Raw genomic sequence first — 17455 nt, forward strand, 5'->3', positions numbered from 1 at the left:
CGGGCCACGCCGCGGCGCCGGAACCGAGCGGCGCGCCGACGGCGCGCGCGGGACGCAGGCGCGGCGCGGCGGCGAGCGGCCGGACGCCGGCCGCGAGAACGGCGAGCGCGATCAACGCCGCCTCAAGAGCGCGAAGACGAAGAGCCGAGCGAGAGTTCATGCGCGCATCTTCCCCGCGCGGCGCGCCGCCGGTCAAACGGCGCGCGCGTATCCTTGAAGGGCGGCGCCGCGGCGGAGGATCGCGCTCCGCCCGCCGGAGCGCGCGGGAAGGAGGCGAAGATGTCCGTGCCGCTGATCGCTCTCTTGACCGACTTCGGCCGGGGCGGGCCGTACATCGGCGCGCTGCGCGGGGCGGTTCTCCAGCGCTGCCGCGACGCGCACCTCGTGGACGTGACCCACTCGGTTCCGCCGCACGACATCCTCGCCGCCTCGTTCGTCCTCGCCGCGGCGGCGCCGTACTTCCCGTGGGGCACGATCTTCCTCGCCGTCGTGGACCCCGGCGTCGGCGGCCCGCGGCGGGCGATCGCCGCCCGCGGCCGCGGGCGGGTCTACATCGGCCCGGACAACGGGATCTTCACGTTGCTCGAGGATGACGGCGAGATCCGCGATTGGCGCGAGATCGACCCGGAGCTGTTCAACCTCGGCCCGGTCAGCCCGACGTTCCACGGACGGGACCTCTTCGCCCCCGTCGCGGGCGTTCTCGCCTCCGGCCTCCCGTTCGAGAAGGTCGGCGCGGCGATCGTCGATCCGGTCCGCCTGCCGCTCGCCGAGCCGCACGTCGAAGGGAACGAACTCGTCCTGCAGGCGCTGCACGTCGATTCGTTCGGCAACGTGACGATGCACGTGAAGGGCCCGGAGCTGCGCGCGCTGCTCGAGGGGACCGGCGCGTCGGGAATCGAGGTTCCTGGACACGGCCCGGCGCGCTGCGTGCGGACCTACAGCGAGGGGCCGAAGGACGGTCCGTTCTTCCTCTGGGGTTCGTCGGGCCGGCTGGAACTGGCGATGGACCGCCGCTCGGCGGCGGAGCGGCTCGGCATCGTCGCCGGAACGGAGCTCCGTTTTCCGCTGGTCCTGAAGGACCGCGCCTCCTCGTGAGCGAAGCGCCGCGGCGGGTCAGCGCGCGTACGGAATCGGATCGCGCGCGCCCGCCTCGGCGAACCCCTTGAGGCGCAGGCGGCACGACTCGCAGCGGCCGCAGGCTTCCTCCGTTCCCTGATAGCAGGACCACGTGAGTTCGAACGGCACGCCGAGCTGGAGGCCGCGCCGCACGATCTCCCCTTTCGTCAGGTGCAGCAGCGGGGCGACGACGCGGATCGAGCCGTCGCGCGTCCCGAGGCGGGCGGCGCGCTCGAACGCCTCGAGGAACGACTGCCGGCAGTCGGGATAGCCGGAGCTGTCCTCCTCGACCGCGCCGATGAAGACGGCGCGCGCGTCGAGCACCTCCGCCCACGCCACCGCCGCGGCCAGGAGCTGCGCGTTGCGGAACGGAACGTAGGTGATCGGCACGCCGCCGCTTCCCGGCTCGGTCTCCGGAACGGCGATCGTGGAGTCGGTGAGGGCGGAGCCGCCGATCGCGGCGAGGAAGGCGAGATCGAGCGTCCGCCGCCGCGCGGGAGGAACGCCGAAGGCGTCGGCCAGGGCCTCGAAGGCGCGCCGCTCGCGCGCCGCGGTCCTTTGGCCGTACGTCGCGTGCAGCAGCGCGATCTCGTGGCCGAGCCGCGCGATCGCCGCCGTCACGGCGGAGTCCATCCCGCCGGAAACCAGGACCACCGCGCCCGGCGCCGCGCTCATACGCCTCTCTCCTCGCCCGGCCAAAGAAGCTTGTGCATCTGCAGCTGCATCCGCGCCGGCAGACGGTCTTCGAGAATCCACTCCGCGAGGTCGGCCGGGGCGAGTTCGCCGTGCACCGCGCCGAAGAGGATCTCGCCGCGGAACGCGGCCAACGGGCCGCGCGCGATCTCCCGCGCCCGTTCGTAGTCGGCGCGGCCGGAGACGACGAACTTCACCTCGTCGCCGGACCGCAGCCGCGCCAAGTTCGCCGCGTCCATCCGCCCGTCCATCCGCGAGCCGGGCAGCTTCACGTCCACGATCCGCGCCGCGCCTTCCGGCACGTCGTCGATGTTCCGGTCGCCGCCGGTCTCGACGGCGACGTCGAAGCCGTCGGCGAGCAGCCGGCGGACCAGCGGCGCGAACGACGGCTGGAGCAGCGGCTCGCCGCCGGTCAGGCAGAGACGGGGAACGCCGTAGGCCGCGATCGCGCCGCGCAGCTCGTCGAGCGTCCGCCACGTCCCTTCGCGAAACGCCCACGAGGTGTCGCACCAGCGGCAGCGCAACGCGCAGCCGGTGAGGCGCAGAAAGACGGTCGGCAGGCCGGCGCGGCTCCCCTCCCCCTGCAGCGAAAGAAAGAGCTCGGCGACGCGCAAACGGCGGAAACGGGCGCTTTTCCACGGCTCCGCCAGCCGCGCGCGGCGCGCCTCCCCGACGCTCACCGCCGTCCCTTCGCGCCGCGCTTCGACGCCCCCGGAACAGCTTCGGGGAGCGGCGCTTCGGCGCGCCACGATTCGACGGCGGCCCGCGACGGAGGCGCCGCGAGGCCGCCGAGGCGGCGCAGCACGAAGAGGTTCCGCGCGTCGTCGGCGAGGTCTTCTTCCTTTTCCGTTTCCAGCACGGCGGGCAGACCGTCGAAGCGCGGGTCGTTGGCCAGCCGCCAGAAGGCGGAAGGCCCGAGCTCGCCGAGGCCGATCTGCTCGTGGCGATCGACGCGCGAGCCGAGCCCCCTCTTCGAATCGTTGACGTGGAGCGCGTGCGGCCGTTCGAGTCCGACGACCGCGGCGAAGGCGCGCCACGTCCGCTCCCAACCCTCGTCCGTCGCGAGGTCGTAGCCGGCGGCGAAGGCGTGCGCCGTGTCGAAGCAGACGCCGACCCGCTCCGGCGCCTCGAGCCGGCCGCGGATCGCGGCGAGCTGCTCGAACGTCCGGCCGAGCGTCGTCCCCTGCCCCGCCGTGTTCTCGAGCAGGACCATCACGTCCGGCCCGCGCCGGCGGTGCAGCTCGTCGAGCGCCTCGGCCACGGCGGCGATCCCCGCCTCCTCCCCCGCGCCGACGTGGGCTCCGGGGTGCATCACCAAGTACGGCACGCCGAGCGCCGCGCAGCGGACGAACTCCTCCTCCAGCGCGTCGAGCGAGCGGCGCCGCAGGTCGTCGTCCGGCGACGCGACGTTGATCAGGTAGGAGTCGTGCGCCAGGACCGGCGCGAAGCGCGCCGCGGCCGCCGCCGCGCGGAAGGCGAGCGCGTCCTCCGCGGCGAGGGGGCGGGCGGCCCATTGGTTCGACGACTTCGTGAAGAGCTGCAGCGCCTCGCCGCCGACGGCGCGCGCCCGCAGGACGGCCAAGTGGAGGCCGCCGGCGATCGACATGTGCGAACCGAAGCGGGGCGCCATCGGGTCACCGCAGCTCGACGAGCGCCGCGTCCATGATCGCCGCGCGGCGGATCCACGCCTCGACCGGCGCGAGGAGGGCGTCGCCGCGGCCGCATCCCGGCGGCGTGAAGGCGGCGACCCGTTCCATCTCGGCGCCGCGCAGGAACGGCCCGGTCGCGCCGAACAGGCCGCCGCGCGCGAGCGCCAGATCGAGCGCGGCGAGCGCCTCGCCGCGGCGCGCCGCGGCGCGCCCGTCGCGCGCGAGCAGACGTTCGACGAGCGACCGCAGTTCCTCGAGCCGCGCGCACGGCGCCGCCGGCGCCTCGATCCGCAGCCGCGCCGCGGCCGCGCCGATCAGACGCGCCGCCGCGCCGCCGCCGAGCGTCCCTTCCGCGGCGAGCGGGCAAACCTCTTCGACCGCGCAGGCGCCGCCCGCGCCGCAGCGGCCGGAAACGACCCCGCACGCCTCGTCCACGGCCGCGCAGCGCGCGGCGGGCCACTCGGCCAACTCCGCGACCGCCGCCTCGACGAGCGCGGCGTCGTCCGAAAGACGTGCGAGCGCGCGCCGCCGGCGACGTCCCGGCGCCTCGGCGCAGGCCGCGAGGAGTTCGTCGAACCCCGCCCTCGGCGCGAGCGCGAGGCTCGATCGGCGCGCCCCGCTCACGCGACGCCCCCCATGCGCGCCCGCAGCGTTCCGGCGAGGCCACCGAAGGCGCCGTTCGACATCAGCGCCACGCGGTCGCCGGGGCGCAGGTCGCGCAGCACGCGCTCCGCGATCTCGGCCGGCGCCAGCGGCCCCGCGGCCGCCACGCCCCGCGCGCCGAGCTCCGCGGCGAGGCGCGCGACGTCGAGCCGCTCGCCGTCGCCGAACCGCTCCGGCCGATCGACCGCGCCGAGGTAGACGACGTCGGCCGCGGCGAGGGCGTCCACGAGCCGCTCCTGGAAGAACGAACGGACCATCGTGTTCGAGCGCGGTTCGACGCAGGCGACGAGACGTCCCGTCGCCGGGGTGCGCCGCCGCAGCGCGGCGAGCGTCGCCGCGATCGCCGTCGGATGGTGGGCGAAGTCGTCGTAGACCGCGGCCCCGTCGGCCCGGCCGATCAGTTCGAGGCGGCGCCGCGGCGGACGGAACCCGGCGAGCGAACGCGCCGCCTCCTCGAGCGGCGCGCCGGCGGCCGCGGCCGCCGCGAGGGCGGCGAGCGCGTTGCGCGCGTTGTGCGCGCCCCAGAGGGCGAAGCGGGCCGTTCCGGCCTCGCGCCCGTCGGCGACGACGCGGAACGTCTGCCCCGCCTCGTCCTCGACGAGCCCCTCGGCGCGCAGCGCGGCGCCTTCGCCGAGGCCGACCCGCACGACGCGGCAGCGCGCCGCGTCGGCGAGCCGCGCGGCGCGCGGATCGTCGCCGTGCACGACGAGCGTCCCGCCCGCCGGCACGAGCCGCACGAACCACGAGAAGGCCCGCAGCACGGCGGCCTCGTCGTCGTAGATGTCGGCGTGGTCGAACTCGACCGGGCCGAGCACCGCGACCTCCGGCCAGTAGTGGAGGAACTTCGGCCCCTTGTCGAAGAAGGCGGTGTCGTACTCGTCCGCCTCGAGGACCAACTCCGGGCCGGCGCCGAGCCGTCCGCCCGACGCGAAGTTTCCCGGCGCGCCGCCGACGATGAACGACGGATCGCGTCCCGCGGCGTCGAGCAGGAAGGCGACGACGCTGCTGGTCGTCGTCTTGCCGTGCGTGCCGGCGACCGCCACGACCCGCTTGCCCGGGACGAGCAGCCGCTCGATCACCTCGGCCATCGCGGCGAGCGGCAGCCGCTCGTCGAGCGCCCGCTCGAGCTCCGGGTTGCCGCGCGAAACGGCGTTGCCGACGACGACGAGATCGGGCGCCGGATCGAGATTCGCGGCGGCGAACGGCGTGCGCAGCTCGATCCCCGCCGCGGCGAGCACGTCCGACGCCGGCGGGTAGAGCGCGCGGTCCGAGCCGCGCACGTCCACGCCGCGCGCCTTGAGCACCGTCGCCAGCGCGGACATCGCCACGCCGCCGACGCCGATGAAGTGCGCCGAACGAGGCCACGGCGCCGGCCAGAGTCCCATCGCTCAGTACGTCCACTGCACCGTGCGGTGCTTGGCGGTTCCGTCGATCAGTTCCCAGCCGACGACCTGGTACTTCGGCCCGTCCTTGACCGGCGTCTTGGCGCGGCGGAACCGGATCTTGAGCTGCAGCTGGTCGAGGATGTCGATCGTCTTCTTCTCGCCGCCGATCTCGACGCGGTAGGTCGTGCCGACCGGATACCCTTGGAGGTAGAGCGCCGTGCCCTTGGGGTAGTGCTGCTCGTTGATCTCGTCGTAGCCGAACGACGGCTGCACGACCAGCGTCGGCTCGTCGGTCGTGCCGCCCTGCGACGGCGCGCCCCAGTAGGTGCCGGGGTTCCGCCCGACGTTGAGCGCGCGGACCATCCCGTAGCCGATCGAGTCGGGCGTCCACTTGCCGGACAGCTTCTCCTGCTCGTACGCCTCGACCGCCTGCCGCACGCGCGCCTTCCAGACCGCGAACTCCGGCGTGCCGGGAGCGGGGGCGTTCGCGTCGTACTTGGCGAGGAACTCGTAGTTGAGCTCGGTGACGCCGGTGAACCAGCATCCCGCGTTCGTCATCAGCTCCTGCTTGGTCGCCCCCTCGAAGCCGCAACCCGCGCAGAACGCCGCCAAGAGCGCCGTCAAGGCCGTCGCCAGACTCGCCACGCGCCGCATCGTCCGTCCCTCCCGGCGGGCGTCCGGGCCGCCGCCGGGCGCCAGATTAGCACCGGCCCAAGCGCCCCGCGCCCCGCGCCCCGCGGTACGATTGGGGCCGGAGGAACGGTCCATGTTCGGCGCGACGTTCTGGGCGCTGCTCGTCCTCGCGGTCACCCCCTTCTTCGCCGCCTGCGCGCTGCCGAGCGGCGCGGGGGACGAAGCCCGCTTCGCCAAGGATCGGGAGCGGATGGTGCGGACGCAGCTCGTCGCGCGCGACATCGTCGACCAGCGCACGCTCGCCGCGATGGGCAAGGTGCCGCGGCATCTCTTCGTCCCCGCCGAGCAACTCCGTCTGGCCTACGAGGACACGCCGCTGCCGATCGGCCACGAGCAGACGATCAGCCAGCCGTACATCGTCGCGCTCATGACCCAGCTCGCGCAGGCCGGCCCGGGGAAGAAGGCCCTCGACGTCGGCACCGGCTCCGGCTATCAGGCCGCCGTCCTCGCCGAGACCTGCTCCAAGGTCTACTCGATCGAGATCCTCTGCGACCTCGCGGCCGAGGCGGAAGCGCGCCTCGAGCGGCTCGGCTACACCAACGTCGTCGGCCGCTGCGGCGACGGCTACCGCGGCTGGCCCGAGGCCGCGCCGTTCGACGTGATCATCGTCGCCGCGGCCCCGACCGAAGTCCCCGCGCCGCTGGTCGAGCAGCTCGCCCCCGGCGGCCGGCTCGTCATCCCGGTCGGCGGCGGCAGCCAGGAGCTCTTGGTCATCGAACGGGGCAAGGACGGCACGATCCGCCGCTGGTCGGCGGGGGGCGTGCGGTTCGTCCCGATGACCGGCGAGGCCCAGCGCCGACCGTAGCCGCGGGGCCGGGCGCTCGTCGCCCGCCCCCCCTCGCCCCGCCGTTCCGCGCCCGCGCCGCAGGCCGTCTCCGGCCTTTCGCGGGCCGTCGCGGATCGGGGTTACACTGCCCCGTTTTTGGCGGAAGAAACCGCCGTTCAGAAAGGTGGAAAGCGCCGTGGCCAAGGAAATCACCCCGCGGGCGACCGACTACTCCCGCTGGTACACCGACGTCGTCACCAAGAGCCAGCTCGCCGACTACAGCCCCGTCAAGGGCTGCATGGTCATCCGTCCGCACGGCTTCGCCCTCTGGGACAACATGAAGGTCGTGCTCGACCGGATGTTCAAGGAGACCGGGCACGTCAACGCCTACTTCCCGATCTTTATCCCCAAGTCGTTCTTCGCCCGCGAGGCGGAGCACGTCGAAGGGTTCGCCAAGGAGTGCGCGATCGTCACCCACACGCGCCTCAAGGCGACCGGGGAGAAGGGGCTGAACGCCGTCGTCCCCGATCCGGAGAGCAAGCTCGAGGAAGAGCTGATCATCCGGCCGACGTCGGAGACGATCATCTACCACATGTACGGCAAGTGGGTGCAGTCCTGGCGCGACCTGCCGCTGCTGATCAACCAGTGGGCCAACGTCGTCCGCTGGGAGATGCGGACCCGTCTCTTCCTGCGCACCGCCGAGTTCCTGTGGCAAGAGGGGCACACCGCCCACGCGACCCACGAGGAAGCGGAGCAGGAAGCGCGGCGGATGCTCGAGGTCTACCGCACCTTCGCCGAGGACTACATGGCGGTCCCGGTCCTGACCGGCCGCAAGACCGACAGCGAGAAGTTCGCCGGCGCGCTGACGACTTACTGCATCGAGGCGCTGATGCAGGACGGCAAGGCGCTGCAGGCCGGCACGTCGCACGACCTCGGCCAAAACTTCTCCAAGCCGTTCGACGTCAAGTACCAGACCGTCGCCGGCGACTGGGAGTACGTCTGGAACACCTCGTGGGGCGTCTCGACCCGCCTCGTCGGCGCGCTGGTGATGAGCCACGCCGACGACAACGGCCTCGTGCTGCCGCCCCGTCTCGCGCCGATCCAGGTCGTCGTGGTGCCGATCTGGCGCAACGCCGACCAGCAGGCCGCGACCACCGCGGCGGCCAAGGATCTCGCCGAGGCGCTGCGGAAGGCGGGGGTCTCCGTCGCCGTGGACGACCGCGACAACGTCAACCCCGGCTTCAAGTACGCGGAGTGGGAACTCAAGGGGGTGCCGCTGCGCCTCGAGCTCGGGCCGCGCGACCTCGAGTCGGGCCAGGTGATGGCGGTCTCCCGCCTCGACCGCTCCAAGACGGCGGTCGGCCGCGACGCCGCGGCGACCGCCGTGCCGGAGCTGCTCGAGAAGATCCAGCGCCAGCTGTTCGAGACGGCGAAGGCCCGCCGCGAGGCGATGACCTACGTCGTGGACGACTGGGCCGCCTTCCAACAGAAGATCGAGGAAGGGGGCTTCCTGCGGGCGCGCCACTGCGGCGACGCCGGCTGCGAGGCGCGGATCAAGGAAGACACCAAGGCGACGATCCGCGTGTTGCCGTTCGACGAGCCGGACGACCCCGGCCCGTGCGTCCTCTGCGGCGCGCCGGCCGCGAAGCGGGTCCATTTCGCCCGCGCCTACTGAGTCCGAAACCACCTCGACGCCCGCCCGTTCCGCCGACCGGAACCGGCGGGCGTCGTCGTCCGCGGGGCGGCGCGGCCAAACAGAGCGCGGAGGCCCCGTAAGCGCTCCGGTTGCGCTCCCCGCCTCCTTTGTGTCAAATAGCCGAGGCGTCGCGGTTCTTGTTGCAACAAGCGGCGCCCTCGATCCGGCGCGCCGGGCGGACGGTCCGTTCGGTTCCCTCCTGCGTTTCGCGCAGGACGCGGCGTTTCAAGCCGCAAGCCGCCGGACCCGGAGGACCACACATGGGCGTCGCCAAGCGCAAGCTCGCGCTCGCCTGCCTCACCGTCGTCGCCAGCGCCGCCGCGCTGCTCTCGCTGCACGGCCTCTTGGCGCTGGAACCACCGGCGGCGGCCGCCGCGGCGAAGATCCAGCCCGCGGAGAGAGACCTCAACGAGATCGTCGAACGCGGCGTTCTGAAGATCGAAGTGTGCCCCGACGACCTGGCCTACCGGGTCGAGGAGGGCGAACCGTCCGGCCTCGCCTACGACATCGGCCTGCGCGTCGCCCGCCGGCTCGGGATGCGCGTCGAAACGGTCGTCGCCCGCAACGCGACCGCCGGCCTGCTCGACGTCCTGCGCGGAGAGGCCGACATCCTCGCCCTGATCGACTCCGGGCCGAAGGCGGACGGGGTTCCCGCGGCCTGGACGGGGAGCTTCGAGACGACCCCGCCCGTGCTCTACGGCCGCGGCGCGGCGGCGATCCGCAGCTTCGGCGACCTGCGCGGCAAGACCGTCGCGGTCGTGAAGGGGTCGGTCCTCGAGGATCTGGCGTTCCGCTGGCAGAAGCGACTAGGCGGCGACCTGACGATCCGCCAGCTCCCGATGTCCACGAGCGTCCGGGAACTCGCCTCGCTCGCCGGCCGCGGCGCCGTGCCGCTCGCCGTGATGGACCAGGACCGGGCGCGGCTGGAGATCGCGACGGCCGACGAGATGCAGATGAGCGCGCCGCTCGACGCGCCGCAGCCGGTGCGCTGGGCGCTGCGGCCGAACTCGCCGCAGCTGCTCAAGACGACGGCCAAGGTCCTCGACGAGATGCGGACGCTCGGCCTGATCGCCGACCTCCAGCGGCAGTACATCGAGACGCCCGACAGTTGGCGCGCCCCCGACGGCCAGGGGCTCTCGCCGTTCGACGGCATCTTCCGCGCCGCCGGCAAGCAGCACGGGCTCGACTGGCGGCTGCTCGCCGCGCTCTCGCTGACCGAGAGCGGCCACAACGCGCAGATTCAGGGGCCGGCCGGGGCCACCGGCTTGATGCAGCTTCTCCCCGAGACCGCCCGCGCCTTCGGCGTCGCCAACCCGAGAGACCCCGCGCAAAACGTCGACGGCGGGGCGCGGATCCTGCGCTGGCTGCACGACGTCCTGCCCGGCGCGACCGAGGAGGACCGGATCGCCTTCACCCTCGCCGCCTACAACATGGGGCTCGGCCACTTCGACGACGCGCGCCGCCTCGCCGCCGCGCGCGGCCTCGACGCCGACCGCTGGGAGGGGGGCGTGGCGGAAGTGCTGCCGATCATGGACCGGCCCGAGGTCGCGGCCACGCTGACCCACGGCCAGACGCACGGCGTGCTGACCCGCGGCTACGTCGCCCAGGTCCTCCGCATCTTCCGCTCCTACAGCGGCGGGCGGGTCGGGGCGATCAAGGCGGCGATGCTCGCCCGCTGACGTCCGCGGCCCGGAGGACCTGCCCGGACACGACGAGGGCCGCCCCGCGGGGCGGCCCTTTCTTCCTTCTTCGACCTCCTGGCCGAGGGCCGCACCGCGTCGGCCGGGGCGCCGGCCGCGCCGCGCTCTTCGGCGGCCTCCGGCGGAACGCCGCCGGCGTCCGCCGCTACTCGCCTTCGGGGATGCGCAGGCGGGTCCGGCCCGCCGGCAGCGCCGGGCCGCGAAGCTGCGGGTTGTGGATCCTCAGCAGCGCGTAGTCCAAGCCGCGCCGACGGGCGACGTCCTTCAGGTCCTCCCCCGCCTTCGCGGCGTCGACGTCGACCATGCGGTACTTCGGCACGTAGAGCGGCGCCATGCGGAACAGGCCGTACTTCTCCGGCTGCTCGTAGACCAGCTTCGCCGCGGCGAGGCGCGGCAGATAGCGCCGCGTCTCCAGCGGCAGGTAGAGCCCGAAGTAGTCCCGCTTCCCCTGCTCGGCGATCGCCTTGGCCACGCCGTTCTCGCCGTAGTTGTAGGCGGCCAGCGCGAGGTACCAGTCGCCGAACTGGCGCTGGAGATCGGCGAGGTAGGTCAGCGCGGCGTCGGTGGAGCGGTCGGGGTCCATCCGCTCGTCGAGGTACTTGTCGATCTTGAGGCCGTACTTCTTCCCGGTGGCCGGCATGAACTGCCACGGCCCCTGCGCGCCGGCGGGCGATTCGACGCTCCAGCGCAGGTCCGACTCGATCATCGAGAGGTACTTGAGGTCGTCCGGCAGGCCGCGCTGGCGCAGCCGCGCCTCGACCATCGGCAGCAGCAGCGGCGCGCGCCGCATCCAGAGCAGCGGCATCGTCGGCTTCCCGACCGTGAGGACGATCTCGTAGGCCACCGCCTCCCGCACCTCCGGCCTGTCGATCGGGAACGGCCGGCCGAGGAGGTCCATCTTCGCCGGAAGGTCGATCGACGCGAGCCCGCGCACGTCGCCGCCCAGCTTGGCCCGCAGCTCCGCGACTTCGCGCCGCAACTGACCCACTTCCGACTCGTCGCCGGTCGTGCCGTCGCGGCGCAGCGCGAACGCCGCGAAGGCCGCCGCGGCCGCCACGCCGACGGCCGCCGCCGCCGCGATCCGCATCCTGTTCATCGCGTCTCCCTTTCCCCGTCGGGGGCATTGTGGCCCGGCGCCCCGGGGCCGCGCCACGCGCCCCGCGCGGCGAAAAGAAAAGCGGCGGGCCGCGTCGCGGCCCGCCGCTCTCCGGGAACGACTAGTTTCAGCGGGCCACCGGGGCCGGGAACTTCGCCAGGACCTGGTCGAAGATCGCGAGCGCCTCGTCCACTTCGCCGGCGCTGATCGTGAGCGGCGGGCGGAAGCGGATCGAGTCCACGCCGCACGACAGGGCGAGGAACCCTTCGGCGTGGCAGGCGGAGATGATCGCGTCGCGCGTCTCGCCGTCCGGGCAGCTCACGGCGGAGAGGAGGCCGAGGCCGCGGACGTTGTTGATCACCGGGTGGCGGCGGGAGAGGTCCTTGAGGCCGCCGACGAAGCGCTCGCCCATCTTGGCGGCGTTGTCGACCAGCTTCTCGGACTCGATCACCTCGAGGATCCGCGTCGCGCGGAACATGTCCACGAGGTGGGCGCCCCAGGTGCTGTTGATGCGGGACGAGACGTGGAAGCAGTTGTCCGGCTCGAGGTCCACGCGCGGGCCGACCATGATTCCGCCGACCTGCATCTTCTTGGCGAACGAGAAGATGTCCGGCTCGACGCCGAAGTTCTGGTGGCACCACATCTTGCCGGTCATGCCGACGCCGGTCTGCACTTCGTCGAAGATCAGCAGCGCTTCGTTCTCGTCGGCCAGCCGGCGCAGGCCCTTGAGGAACGAGGCGCGGAAGTGGCGGTCGCCGCCTTCGCACTGCACCGGCTCGATGATGATCGCCGCGATCTCGTCGGCCCGCTCGGCGAACGCCGCGCGCGCGTCGGCCAGGATCTTGGCCTCGAGGGCGTCCAGCCGCGCGTTCTCGGCGGCGTCCAAGGGGAACTGGACCGCCGGCGCGTCGAGGCGCGGCCAGTCGAACTTCGGGAAGTACATCGTCTTGCGCGGGTCGGTGTTGGTCAGGCTCATCGTGTAGCCGGTGCGGCCGTGGAAGGCGCGCCGGAAGTGCATGATCTGCGAGCCCTTCTCTTCCTTGACGCCCTTGCGGAAGTTGCGCCGGACCTTCCAGTCGAAGGAGACCTTCAGCGCGTTCTCCACGGCGAGGCCGCCGCCGTCGACGAAGAAGAAGTACTTCATGTAGTCGGGGCGGGCGACGCGGTCGAGCGTGTCCACGAACTCGGCGTAGACGTCGGTGTAGATGTCGCTGTTGGCGACCTTGTTCACCGCCACGCGGGACAGCCGGTCGCGCCACGCCTGATCCATCATCGCCGGGTGGTTCATCCCCAGCGGGCTCGAGGCGAAGAACGAGAAGAAGTCGAGATAGCGGCGGCCGTCGCGGGCGTCCACCATGCGGCAGCCTTCCGAGCGGTCGAGGTCGAGCACGATGTCGAAGCCGTCGACGAGCATCCGGCGGCGGATGGTGTCGAGGACGTCGGCGGGGGCGATGGTGCGGTGTGCAGACACGGCTTCAGTCTCCTGTGGGGCGTCCGCCTTCCGCGGCCGGGCGTTCCGACGGCAGGCCCGTCTCGCCGGCCAGATGGATGTGCGGCGTCTCCTTGGTTGTGGACAGAACGACTACGGTCTCGGTGCCGCGCACGCCGGGAATGGCGTTGATCCGGTCGAGGATCAGCCGTTGCAGCGCGCGGCGGTGCCGGACGCGGACTTTGAGGATGCAGGTCGCCTTGCCGGTCACGCGGTGGCATTCCTGGATCTCGCCGATCCGCGCGACCTCCTGCAGGAAGACCCCTTCGTGCTGGGGCTCGTCGATGAAGACCTCGACGAAAGCCAGAAGGTCGCACTGCGCCCGCTCCGGATCGAGCAGCGCGGCGTACCCCTTGATGACGCCGGAACGCTCGAGCTTCTTGATCCGCTCGTGCACCGCGGCCGCCGACAGGCCGACGTCCTGCCCGATCTCGGCGCGGGAACGCCGGGCGTCCCGCTGCAGGATGTCGAGGATCCGCCGGTCCATCGCATCGAGGCGCGGCGGTTCGACGGCGTGGCTGCCGGAGGCGGCCAGCGTTTCGTCTTTGGCTTCCATGCGCGAATAATATTCTAAGGACGGGCCGATTCCAAGTGAAATTTCAAGGACGGCCCCGGAGAGCGGACGCCGTTCCCCGGAGGCGACGGGGGCGGGGCGACTCGCCCCGCCCCCGCGGCATTCCCGGCGCCTCAGAGCGCGCCGCCGAACTCCTTGAGCGACTTGGCCATCTCGTCCAGCCGGGCGGCGATCACCTCGCCGAGCGTCCCCGTCGGCCAGTCCCCGGCGGCGTCCGGACGGCCGAGCGGCATCCCGGCGAGGACCGAGACGACCTCGTCCACGTTGCGCACCGGCCGGACCTCGAACCGCCCCGCCTGCACGTCGGCGAGGACTTCGGGGAGGAGTTGGAGGGTCGGCACCGACGCCGCCGGCAGCAGCACCCCCTGCCCGCCGGTGAAGCCCCGCTCGCGGCAGACGCGCCAGAACCCCTCGACCTTCTCGTTCACCCCGCCGACCGCGAGGACGTTCCCCTGCTGGTCCACGGCGCCGGTCAGGGCGAAGTCCTGCCGCAGCGGCACGTCGGCGAGCGAGGAGAGGACCGAGGCCAGCTCGGCGGTGGAGGCGGAGTCCCCTTCGACGCCGCCGTACGACTGCTCGAAGCAGATGCTCGCGGTGACGGAGAGCGGGTTCTTCTGCGCGAAGAGCGAGCGCAGGTAGCCGGCGAGGATCAGCGACGCCTTGGTGTGGATCTCGCCCGAGAGCTCGGCCTCGCGCTCGATGTCGATGATGCCGGAGCGGCCGACGGCGGTGGTCGCCGTCACGCGGACCGGGTAGCCGAACCGCTCGAGGCTCGTCTCGACGACGGCGAGGGCGTTGACCTGTCCGACGTGGGTCCCGTCGAGCTGCAGGAAGAGCGAGCCGTCCTCGATCGACTCGAGGATCCGCGCCGAGAGGAGCCCCTGCCGCGCGCGCCGCGCGGCGAGCGCCCGCTCGACGCAGGCCGCGTCCACGATCTGGGCGTTCGCCTCGCGGGCGTGCCAACTCGCCTCGCGGGCGAGATCGGCCATCAGCCGGAACCGGGTCGAGATCTTGCAGCGCATCCCGGCGACGCGGACCAAGTACTCGACGATCCGCCCGACCGCCGGCGCGTCGAACGGCGGCAGCCGCTCCTCCTCGACGAGCCGCGCGACGTAGGCCGCGTACGACGACACGGCGTCGCGCGTCAACGGCACGCGGTCCTCGAGCAGCGAGGTGACCTTGAACAGCTTGCCGAACTCCTCGTCCCCCTGGGCCAAGGTGTCGCGGAGCAGCGGGCTGCCGACGAGGATCACCGTGACGTCCACCGGGATCTCGGCCGGCGTCATCGGCGGCGGGCCTTCGCCCGGGCCGCCGACGAGCGGCGCCACCTTGCCGGTGCGGAGCGCGCGGCGCAGCGCCGTCCACGCCCCTTCCTCGGCCACGAGGTCGTGGGCGTTGATCAGGAGGAAGCCGCCGTCGGCGTGCGCCAGCGCGCCGGCGCGGATCCCTTCGATGTCGGCGCGCACCGACCCGTCTGGTCCGCGCTGGATCTCGAGGCTCCCCAGAAGGCGCGCCGGGGTCGGCGAGCTTTCCTCGACGACGGGACGACCGGCGTGGCCCGTGCGGTCTACGAGAACGTTGACCCGCAGCGCGTCGAGCGGATCGCCGACGCCGTCGTCGGGTCCGTCCGGCGTTTCCTCGGACGAGAAGAGAAGCGGGAAGACGTCGAGCAGGAAGCCGCGGACGTCGTCGAGGTACTGGTCGAGCGCGGGATCGGCCCCGCGGGCCATCTCGACGGCGTCGCGCACGTCGTCGAGCGCGCCGTCCACCAGCGGCCGCGCCGCCTCGCGGTCGGCCTCGGCCAGCGCCGCCTCGAGCTCGCGCGCCAGCTCGCGCATCTTGGTCGTCGTCGCGACGAGTCCCGCCGCCAGCTCGGAGTGACGCCGCCGCATCTCCTCGGCCTGCGCCGCGGTCAGCTTGCCGTCGCGCACCAGCGCCGGCAGTTCGGGAAGACCGGCCGGCTGCCCGTCGACCAGCGGGGCGACGTCGTGGCGGCGGGTCGCGCCGAGGTTGATCTCGACCAGCGTGAACCCTTGCTTCTGCACTTCTTCCTGAAAGCCGCCGACGAGCTTGGCCTGCTGCTCGCGCAGGCGGCGCGCCACCCGTTCCCGCCGCAGACGATGGGCGCCGGAAGCGCGCAGCGCGGCCAGCCCCTGACGGTAGCTCTCCGCCGCGACGGCCATCCCCTCGCGGAGCGCCCGGCCCTTTCCCGGAGGCAGGCGCAGCAGCCGCGGCGCGCGCGGATCCTGCAGGTTGTGCACGTAGAGCAGGTCGGAGGGGATCGGGCCGTTCTCGCGCTCGACCTCGAGCATCCGCCGCACCATGCTGCTGCGGCCGGTGCCCGGCGCCCCGGCGACGTAGACGTTGTAGCCGCGGGCGCGGATCCGCAGGGCGAGGCGCAGCGCTCCGGCCGCCTCCCGCTGCTCGGTCACGTCCTCGAACGACTTGATCTCCGCGGTGGTCTTGAACTGCAGCCAATCCGACGGGCAACGCCACGCCAGTTCGTCGGGTCCGAGCGGCGCGAGCAAGGCGGTGTTCTCCGGCAAGGGACGGCCCTCCACGATCGTTCGCACGATGGACGTTCATCGTACCCCACCGCGCGGCGCCCCGTCCCGCTCGCGGGGCCGCCCGAAATCGGCATACATTTGGTCGCCATGCGTCCGACGTTCCTTCCGCGCGCCGCGGCCGCCCTGCTCTGCGCCGCGGCGTTCCCCGCCGCGGCGGCCGACGCGCCGCCGCGGATCGTGATCCTCGCGCCGCCGGCCGAAGCGCCGGTCGTCGGCCCGACGGTCGTCGCGTTCCGCTTCGAGGGGGTCGAGGACGGCGCGGTCCGCGAGGCGGTGGTCGCGCTCGACGGGCGCGCCGCGGCGACGCTCGTCCGCCCGCCGTGGCGGACGACGATCGACGCCGGCGCGGAGCTTCGTCCGCGGCGTCTCGAGGTGCGCGCGCGCCTCGCCGACGGGCGGGCGCTGACGGCCTCGCTGACGACGCGGGCCGTTCCCGCGACCGAGGTCAGCGTGCGGCTGGTCACGCTCGCCGTCAGCGTCGTGGACGGCGACGGGAAGCCGATCGCCGGTCTGGGGCGCGACGACTTCGAGGTGCTCGACGGCGGCCGGCCGGTCGAGATCGATCACTTCGAGACCGCGCCCGCGCCGCTGGCCGTGGCCCTCGTCGTCGACGCGTCGGTCAGCATGGAAGGGGACAAGCTCGACGCGGCGCGCCGCGCGGGAGAGAAGTTCCTCGCCGCGCTCGAGCCGCGCGACCGCGCGCTGCTGATTTCGTTCTCCGACGACGTGCGCGTCGAGACGCCGCTCGGCCCGCCGCAGGCGGCGCTGCCGCGCCTCGCCGCGCTGGCGGCGGGCGGCGGCACGGCGCTCTACGACGCGGTCCATCGCGGCGCGGCCGAGCTGGCCGCGGCCCCGGAGGGGTTCCGCCGCGTCGTCGTGCTGCTCTCCGACGGGCGGGACGAGGCCTCCTCGGGGCTCGAGCCCGGCTCGTTCCACACGCTCGACGAGGCGGTGCGCAAGGCGCACGAAGTGGACGCGCTGGTCTACGCGCTGGGGATGGGGCCGCTGCTCGCGACGGAGACCGACTTCACCGGGCGCTTCACGACGGCCGAGGTGCTGCGGCGTCTGGCGCGGACGACCGGCGGCCAGTTCGTCGCCGTCGCCAAGGCCGGGCGGCTGGGCGCGGCGTTCCGCGAAGTGCAGGACGAGCTGCGGCGGCAGTACACGATCGCCTACCGCCCCCCCGCCCCGCGCCCGGGGGAGACGTTCCGGACGATCGAGGTCCGCGTGCGCCGTCCGGGCGCCGCGGCCCGCACGCGCGAAGGGTACTTCGTCGGGCAGTGATCCGGATCGTCCGTCGGCGGCGCGCCTCGCGGCGCGCGGCGCGGGCGCCTCGGGAAACGACGCGCCCGCCGCCGGCGGCGACCG

At 73.2% G+C, this 17455-nt stretch carries 15 protein-coding genes; 5 read left to right on the plus strand and 10 right to left on the minus strand.

Annotated elements, in window-relative coordinates; all coding sequences use genetic code 11:
- Nucleotides 1–279: 279 nt before the first annotated feature.
- Nucleotides 280–1095 (plus strand): SAM-dependent chlorinase/fluorinase, encoded by an 816-nt coding sequence (locus tag LLG88_10255; protein MCE5247286.1) that lies wholly within the window; start codon nt 280–282, stop codon nt 1093–1095.
- Between the two features lie 18 nt (nt 1096–1113).
- Here the strand turns inward: LLG88_10255 and queC are convergent, their stop codons facing one another.
- Genes queC through LLG88_10285 form a run of 6 tightly spaced genes read right to left on the minus strand, consistent with a single transcriptional unit; the run spans nt 1114 to nt 6151 of the window.
- Complete coding sequence (gene queC, locus LLG88_10260) at nt 1114–1791, minus strand: 7-cyano-7-deazaguanine synthase QueC (protein MCE5247287.1); 678 nt, start codon at nt 1789–1791, stop codon at nt 1114–1116.
- Nucleotides 1788–2489, minus strand: a complete 702-nt coding sequence (locus LLG88_10265; GenBank protein MCE5247288.1) for a 7-carboxy-7-deazaguanine synthase QueE — start codon at nt 2487–2489, stop codon at nt 1788–1790. The genes queC and LLG88_10265 overlap by 4 nt, the downstream gene beginning before the upstream one ends.
- Complete coding sequence (locus LLG88_10270) at nt 2486–3439, minus strand: deoxyribonuclease IV (protein ID MCE5247289.1); 954 nt, start codon at nt 3437–3439, stop codon at nt 2486–2488. Before LLG88_10270 ends, LLG88_10265 begins: the two co-directional genes overlap by 4 nt.
- A 4-nt stretch (nt 3440–3443) precedes the next feature.
- Nucleotides 3444–4082, minus strand: a complete 639-nt coding sequence (locus LLG88_10275) for a hypothetical protein (protein ID MCE5247290.1) — start codon at nt 4080–4082, stop codon at nt 3444–3446.
- A complete protein-coding gene (locus tag LLG88_10280; GenBank protein MCE5247291.1) occupies nt 4079–5506 on the minus strand; it encodes a Mur ligase domain-containing protein in 1428 nt (475 codons plus the stop codon). The genes LLG88_10275 and LLG88_10280 overlap by 4 nt, the downstream gene beginning before the upstream one ends.
- Before the next feature lie 3 nt (nt 5507–5509).
- Complete coding sequence (locus LLG88_10285; GenBank protein ID MCE5247292.1) at nt 5510–6151, minus strand: hypothetical protein; 642 nt, start codon at nt 6149–6151, stop codon at nt 5510–5512.
- A 121-nt stretch (nt 6152–6272) separates the two neighbouring features.
- On the opposite strand from LLG88_10285, the gene LLG88_10290 reads away from it, so the two are divergent.
- The 3 genes from LLG88_10290 to LLG88_10300 all read left to right on the plus strand — a co-directional run bounded on the left by LLG88_10290 (nt 6273) and on the right by LLG88_10300 (nt 10340).
- On the plus strand, nt 6273–7004 hold the full coding sequence (locus tag LLG88_10290) for a protein-L-isoaspartate(D-aspartate) O-methyltransferase (protein ID MCE5247293.1): 732 nt from the start codon (nt 6273–6275) through the stop codon (nt 7002–7004).
- 157 nt (nt 7005–7161) lie between these two features.
- Nucleotides 7162–8640 carry a proline--tRNA ligase gene (gene proS, locus LLG88_10295; protein ID MCE5247294.1) on the plus strand — a complete coding sequence of 493 codons (1479 nt, stop codon included), beginning with the start codon at nt 7162–7164 and terminating at the stop codon, nt 8638–8640.
- Nucleotides 8641–8921: 281 nt separating this feature from the next.
- Nucleotides 8922–10340, plus strand: a complete 1419-nt coding sequence (locus tag LLG88_10300; protein ID MCE5247295.1) for a transglycosylase SLT domain-containing protein — start codon at nt 8922–8924, stop codon at nt 10338–10340.
- 166 nt (nt 10341–10506) lie between these two features.
- Here the strand turns inward: LLG88_10300 and LLG88_10305 are convergent, their stop codons facing one another.
- The 4 genes from LLG88_10305 to LLG88_10320 form a co-directional block, all read right to left on the minus strand.
- A complete protein-coding gene (locus LLG88_10305; GenBank protein ID MCE5247296.1) occupies nt 10507–11457 on the minus strand; it encodes a lytic transglycosylase domain-containing protein in 951 nt (316 codons plus the stop codon).
- Between the two features lie 127 nt (nt 11458–11584).
- Nucleotides 11585–12928, minus strand: coding sequence for an L-lysine 6-transaminase (gene lat, locus LLG88_10310; protein MCE5247297.1), 1344 nt, complete (start codon nt 12926–12928; stop codon nt 11585–11587).
- A gap of 4 nt (nt 12929–12932) precedes the next feature.
- Nucleotides 12933–13502 carry an Lrp/AsnC family transcriptional regulator gene (locus tag LLG88_10315; GenBank protein MCE5247298.1) on the minus strand — a complete coding sequence of 190 codons (570 nt, stop codon included), beginning with the start codon at nt 13500–13502 and terminating at the stop codon, nt 12933–12935.
- 131 nt (nt 13503–13633) lie between these two features.
- The gene (locus LLG88_10320; protein MCE5247299.1) at nt 13634–16093 is read right to left on the minus strand and encodes an AAA family ATPase; all 2460 of its coding nucleotides are present in this window, start codon (nt 16091–16093) and stop codon (nt 13634–13636) included.
- An 81-nt stretch (nt 16094–16174) separates the two neighbouring features.
- On the opposite strand from LLG88_10320, the gene LLG88_10325 reads away from it, so the two are divergent.
- Complete coding sequence (locus LLG88_10325; protein MCE5247300.1) at nt 16175–17371, plus strand: VWA domain-containing protein; 1197 nt, start codon at nt 16175–16177, stop codon at nt 17369–17371.
- The last annotated feature ends 84 nt before the right edge of the window (nt 17372–17455 follow it).

It is taken from the genome of bacterium, assembly GCA_021372775.1.
Classification (GTDB): Bacteria; Acidobacteriota; Polarisedimenticolia; order J045; family J045; genus JAJFTU01.

Excerpts from the sequence above, each read along its gene's own strand:
- LLG88_10325 (MCE5247300.1), top strand. The coding sequence starts at position 16,175 with ATGCGTCCGACGTTCCTTCCGCGCGCCGCGGCCGCCCTGCTCTGCGCC.
- queC (MCE5247287.1), bottom strand. The coding sequence starts at position 1,791 with ATGAGCGCGGCGCCGGGCGCGGTGGTCCTGGTTTCCGGCGGGATGGAC.
- LLG88_10315 (MCE5247298.1), bottom strand. The coding sequence starts at position 13,502 with ATGGAAGCCAAAGACGAAACGCTGGCCGCCTCCGGCAGCCACGCCGTC.
- LLG88_10255 (MCE5247286.1), top strand. The coding sequence starts at position 280 with ATGTCCGTGCCGCTGATCGCTCTCTTGACCGACTTCGGCCGGGGCGGG.
- LLG88_10290 (MCE5247293.1), top strand. The coding sequence starts at position 6,273 with ATGTTCGGCGCGACGTTCTGGGCGCTGCTCGTCCTCGCGGTCACCCCC.
- LLG88_10280 (MCE5247291.1), bottom strand. The coding sequence starts at position 5,506 with ATGGGACTCTGGCCGGCGCCGTGGCCTCGTTCGGCGCACTTCATCGGC.
- LLG88_10305 (MCE5247296.1), bottom strand. The coding sequence starts at position 11,457 with ATGAACAGGATGCGGATCGCGGCGGCGGCGGCCGTCGGCGTGGCGGCC.
- LLG88_10300 (MCE5247295.1), top strand. The coding sequence starts at position 8,922 with ATGGGCGTCGCCAAGCGCAAGCTCGCGCTCGCCTGCCTCACCGTCGTC.
- LLG88_10270 (MCE5247289.1), bottom strand. The coding sequence starts at position 3,439 with ATGGCGCCCCGCTTCGGTTCGCACATGTCGATCGCCGGCGGCCTCCAC.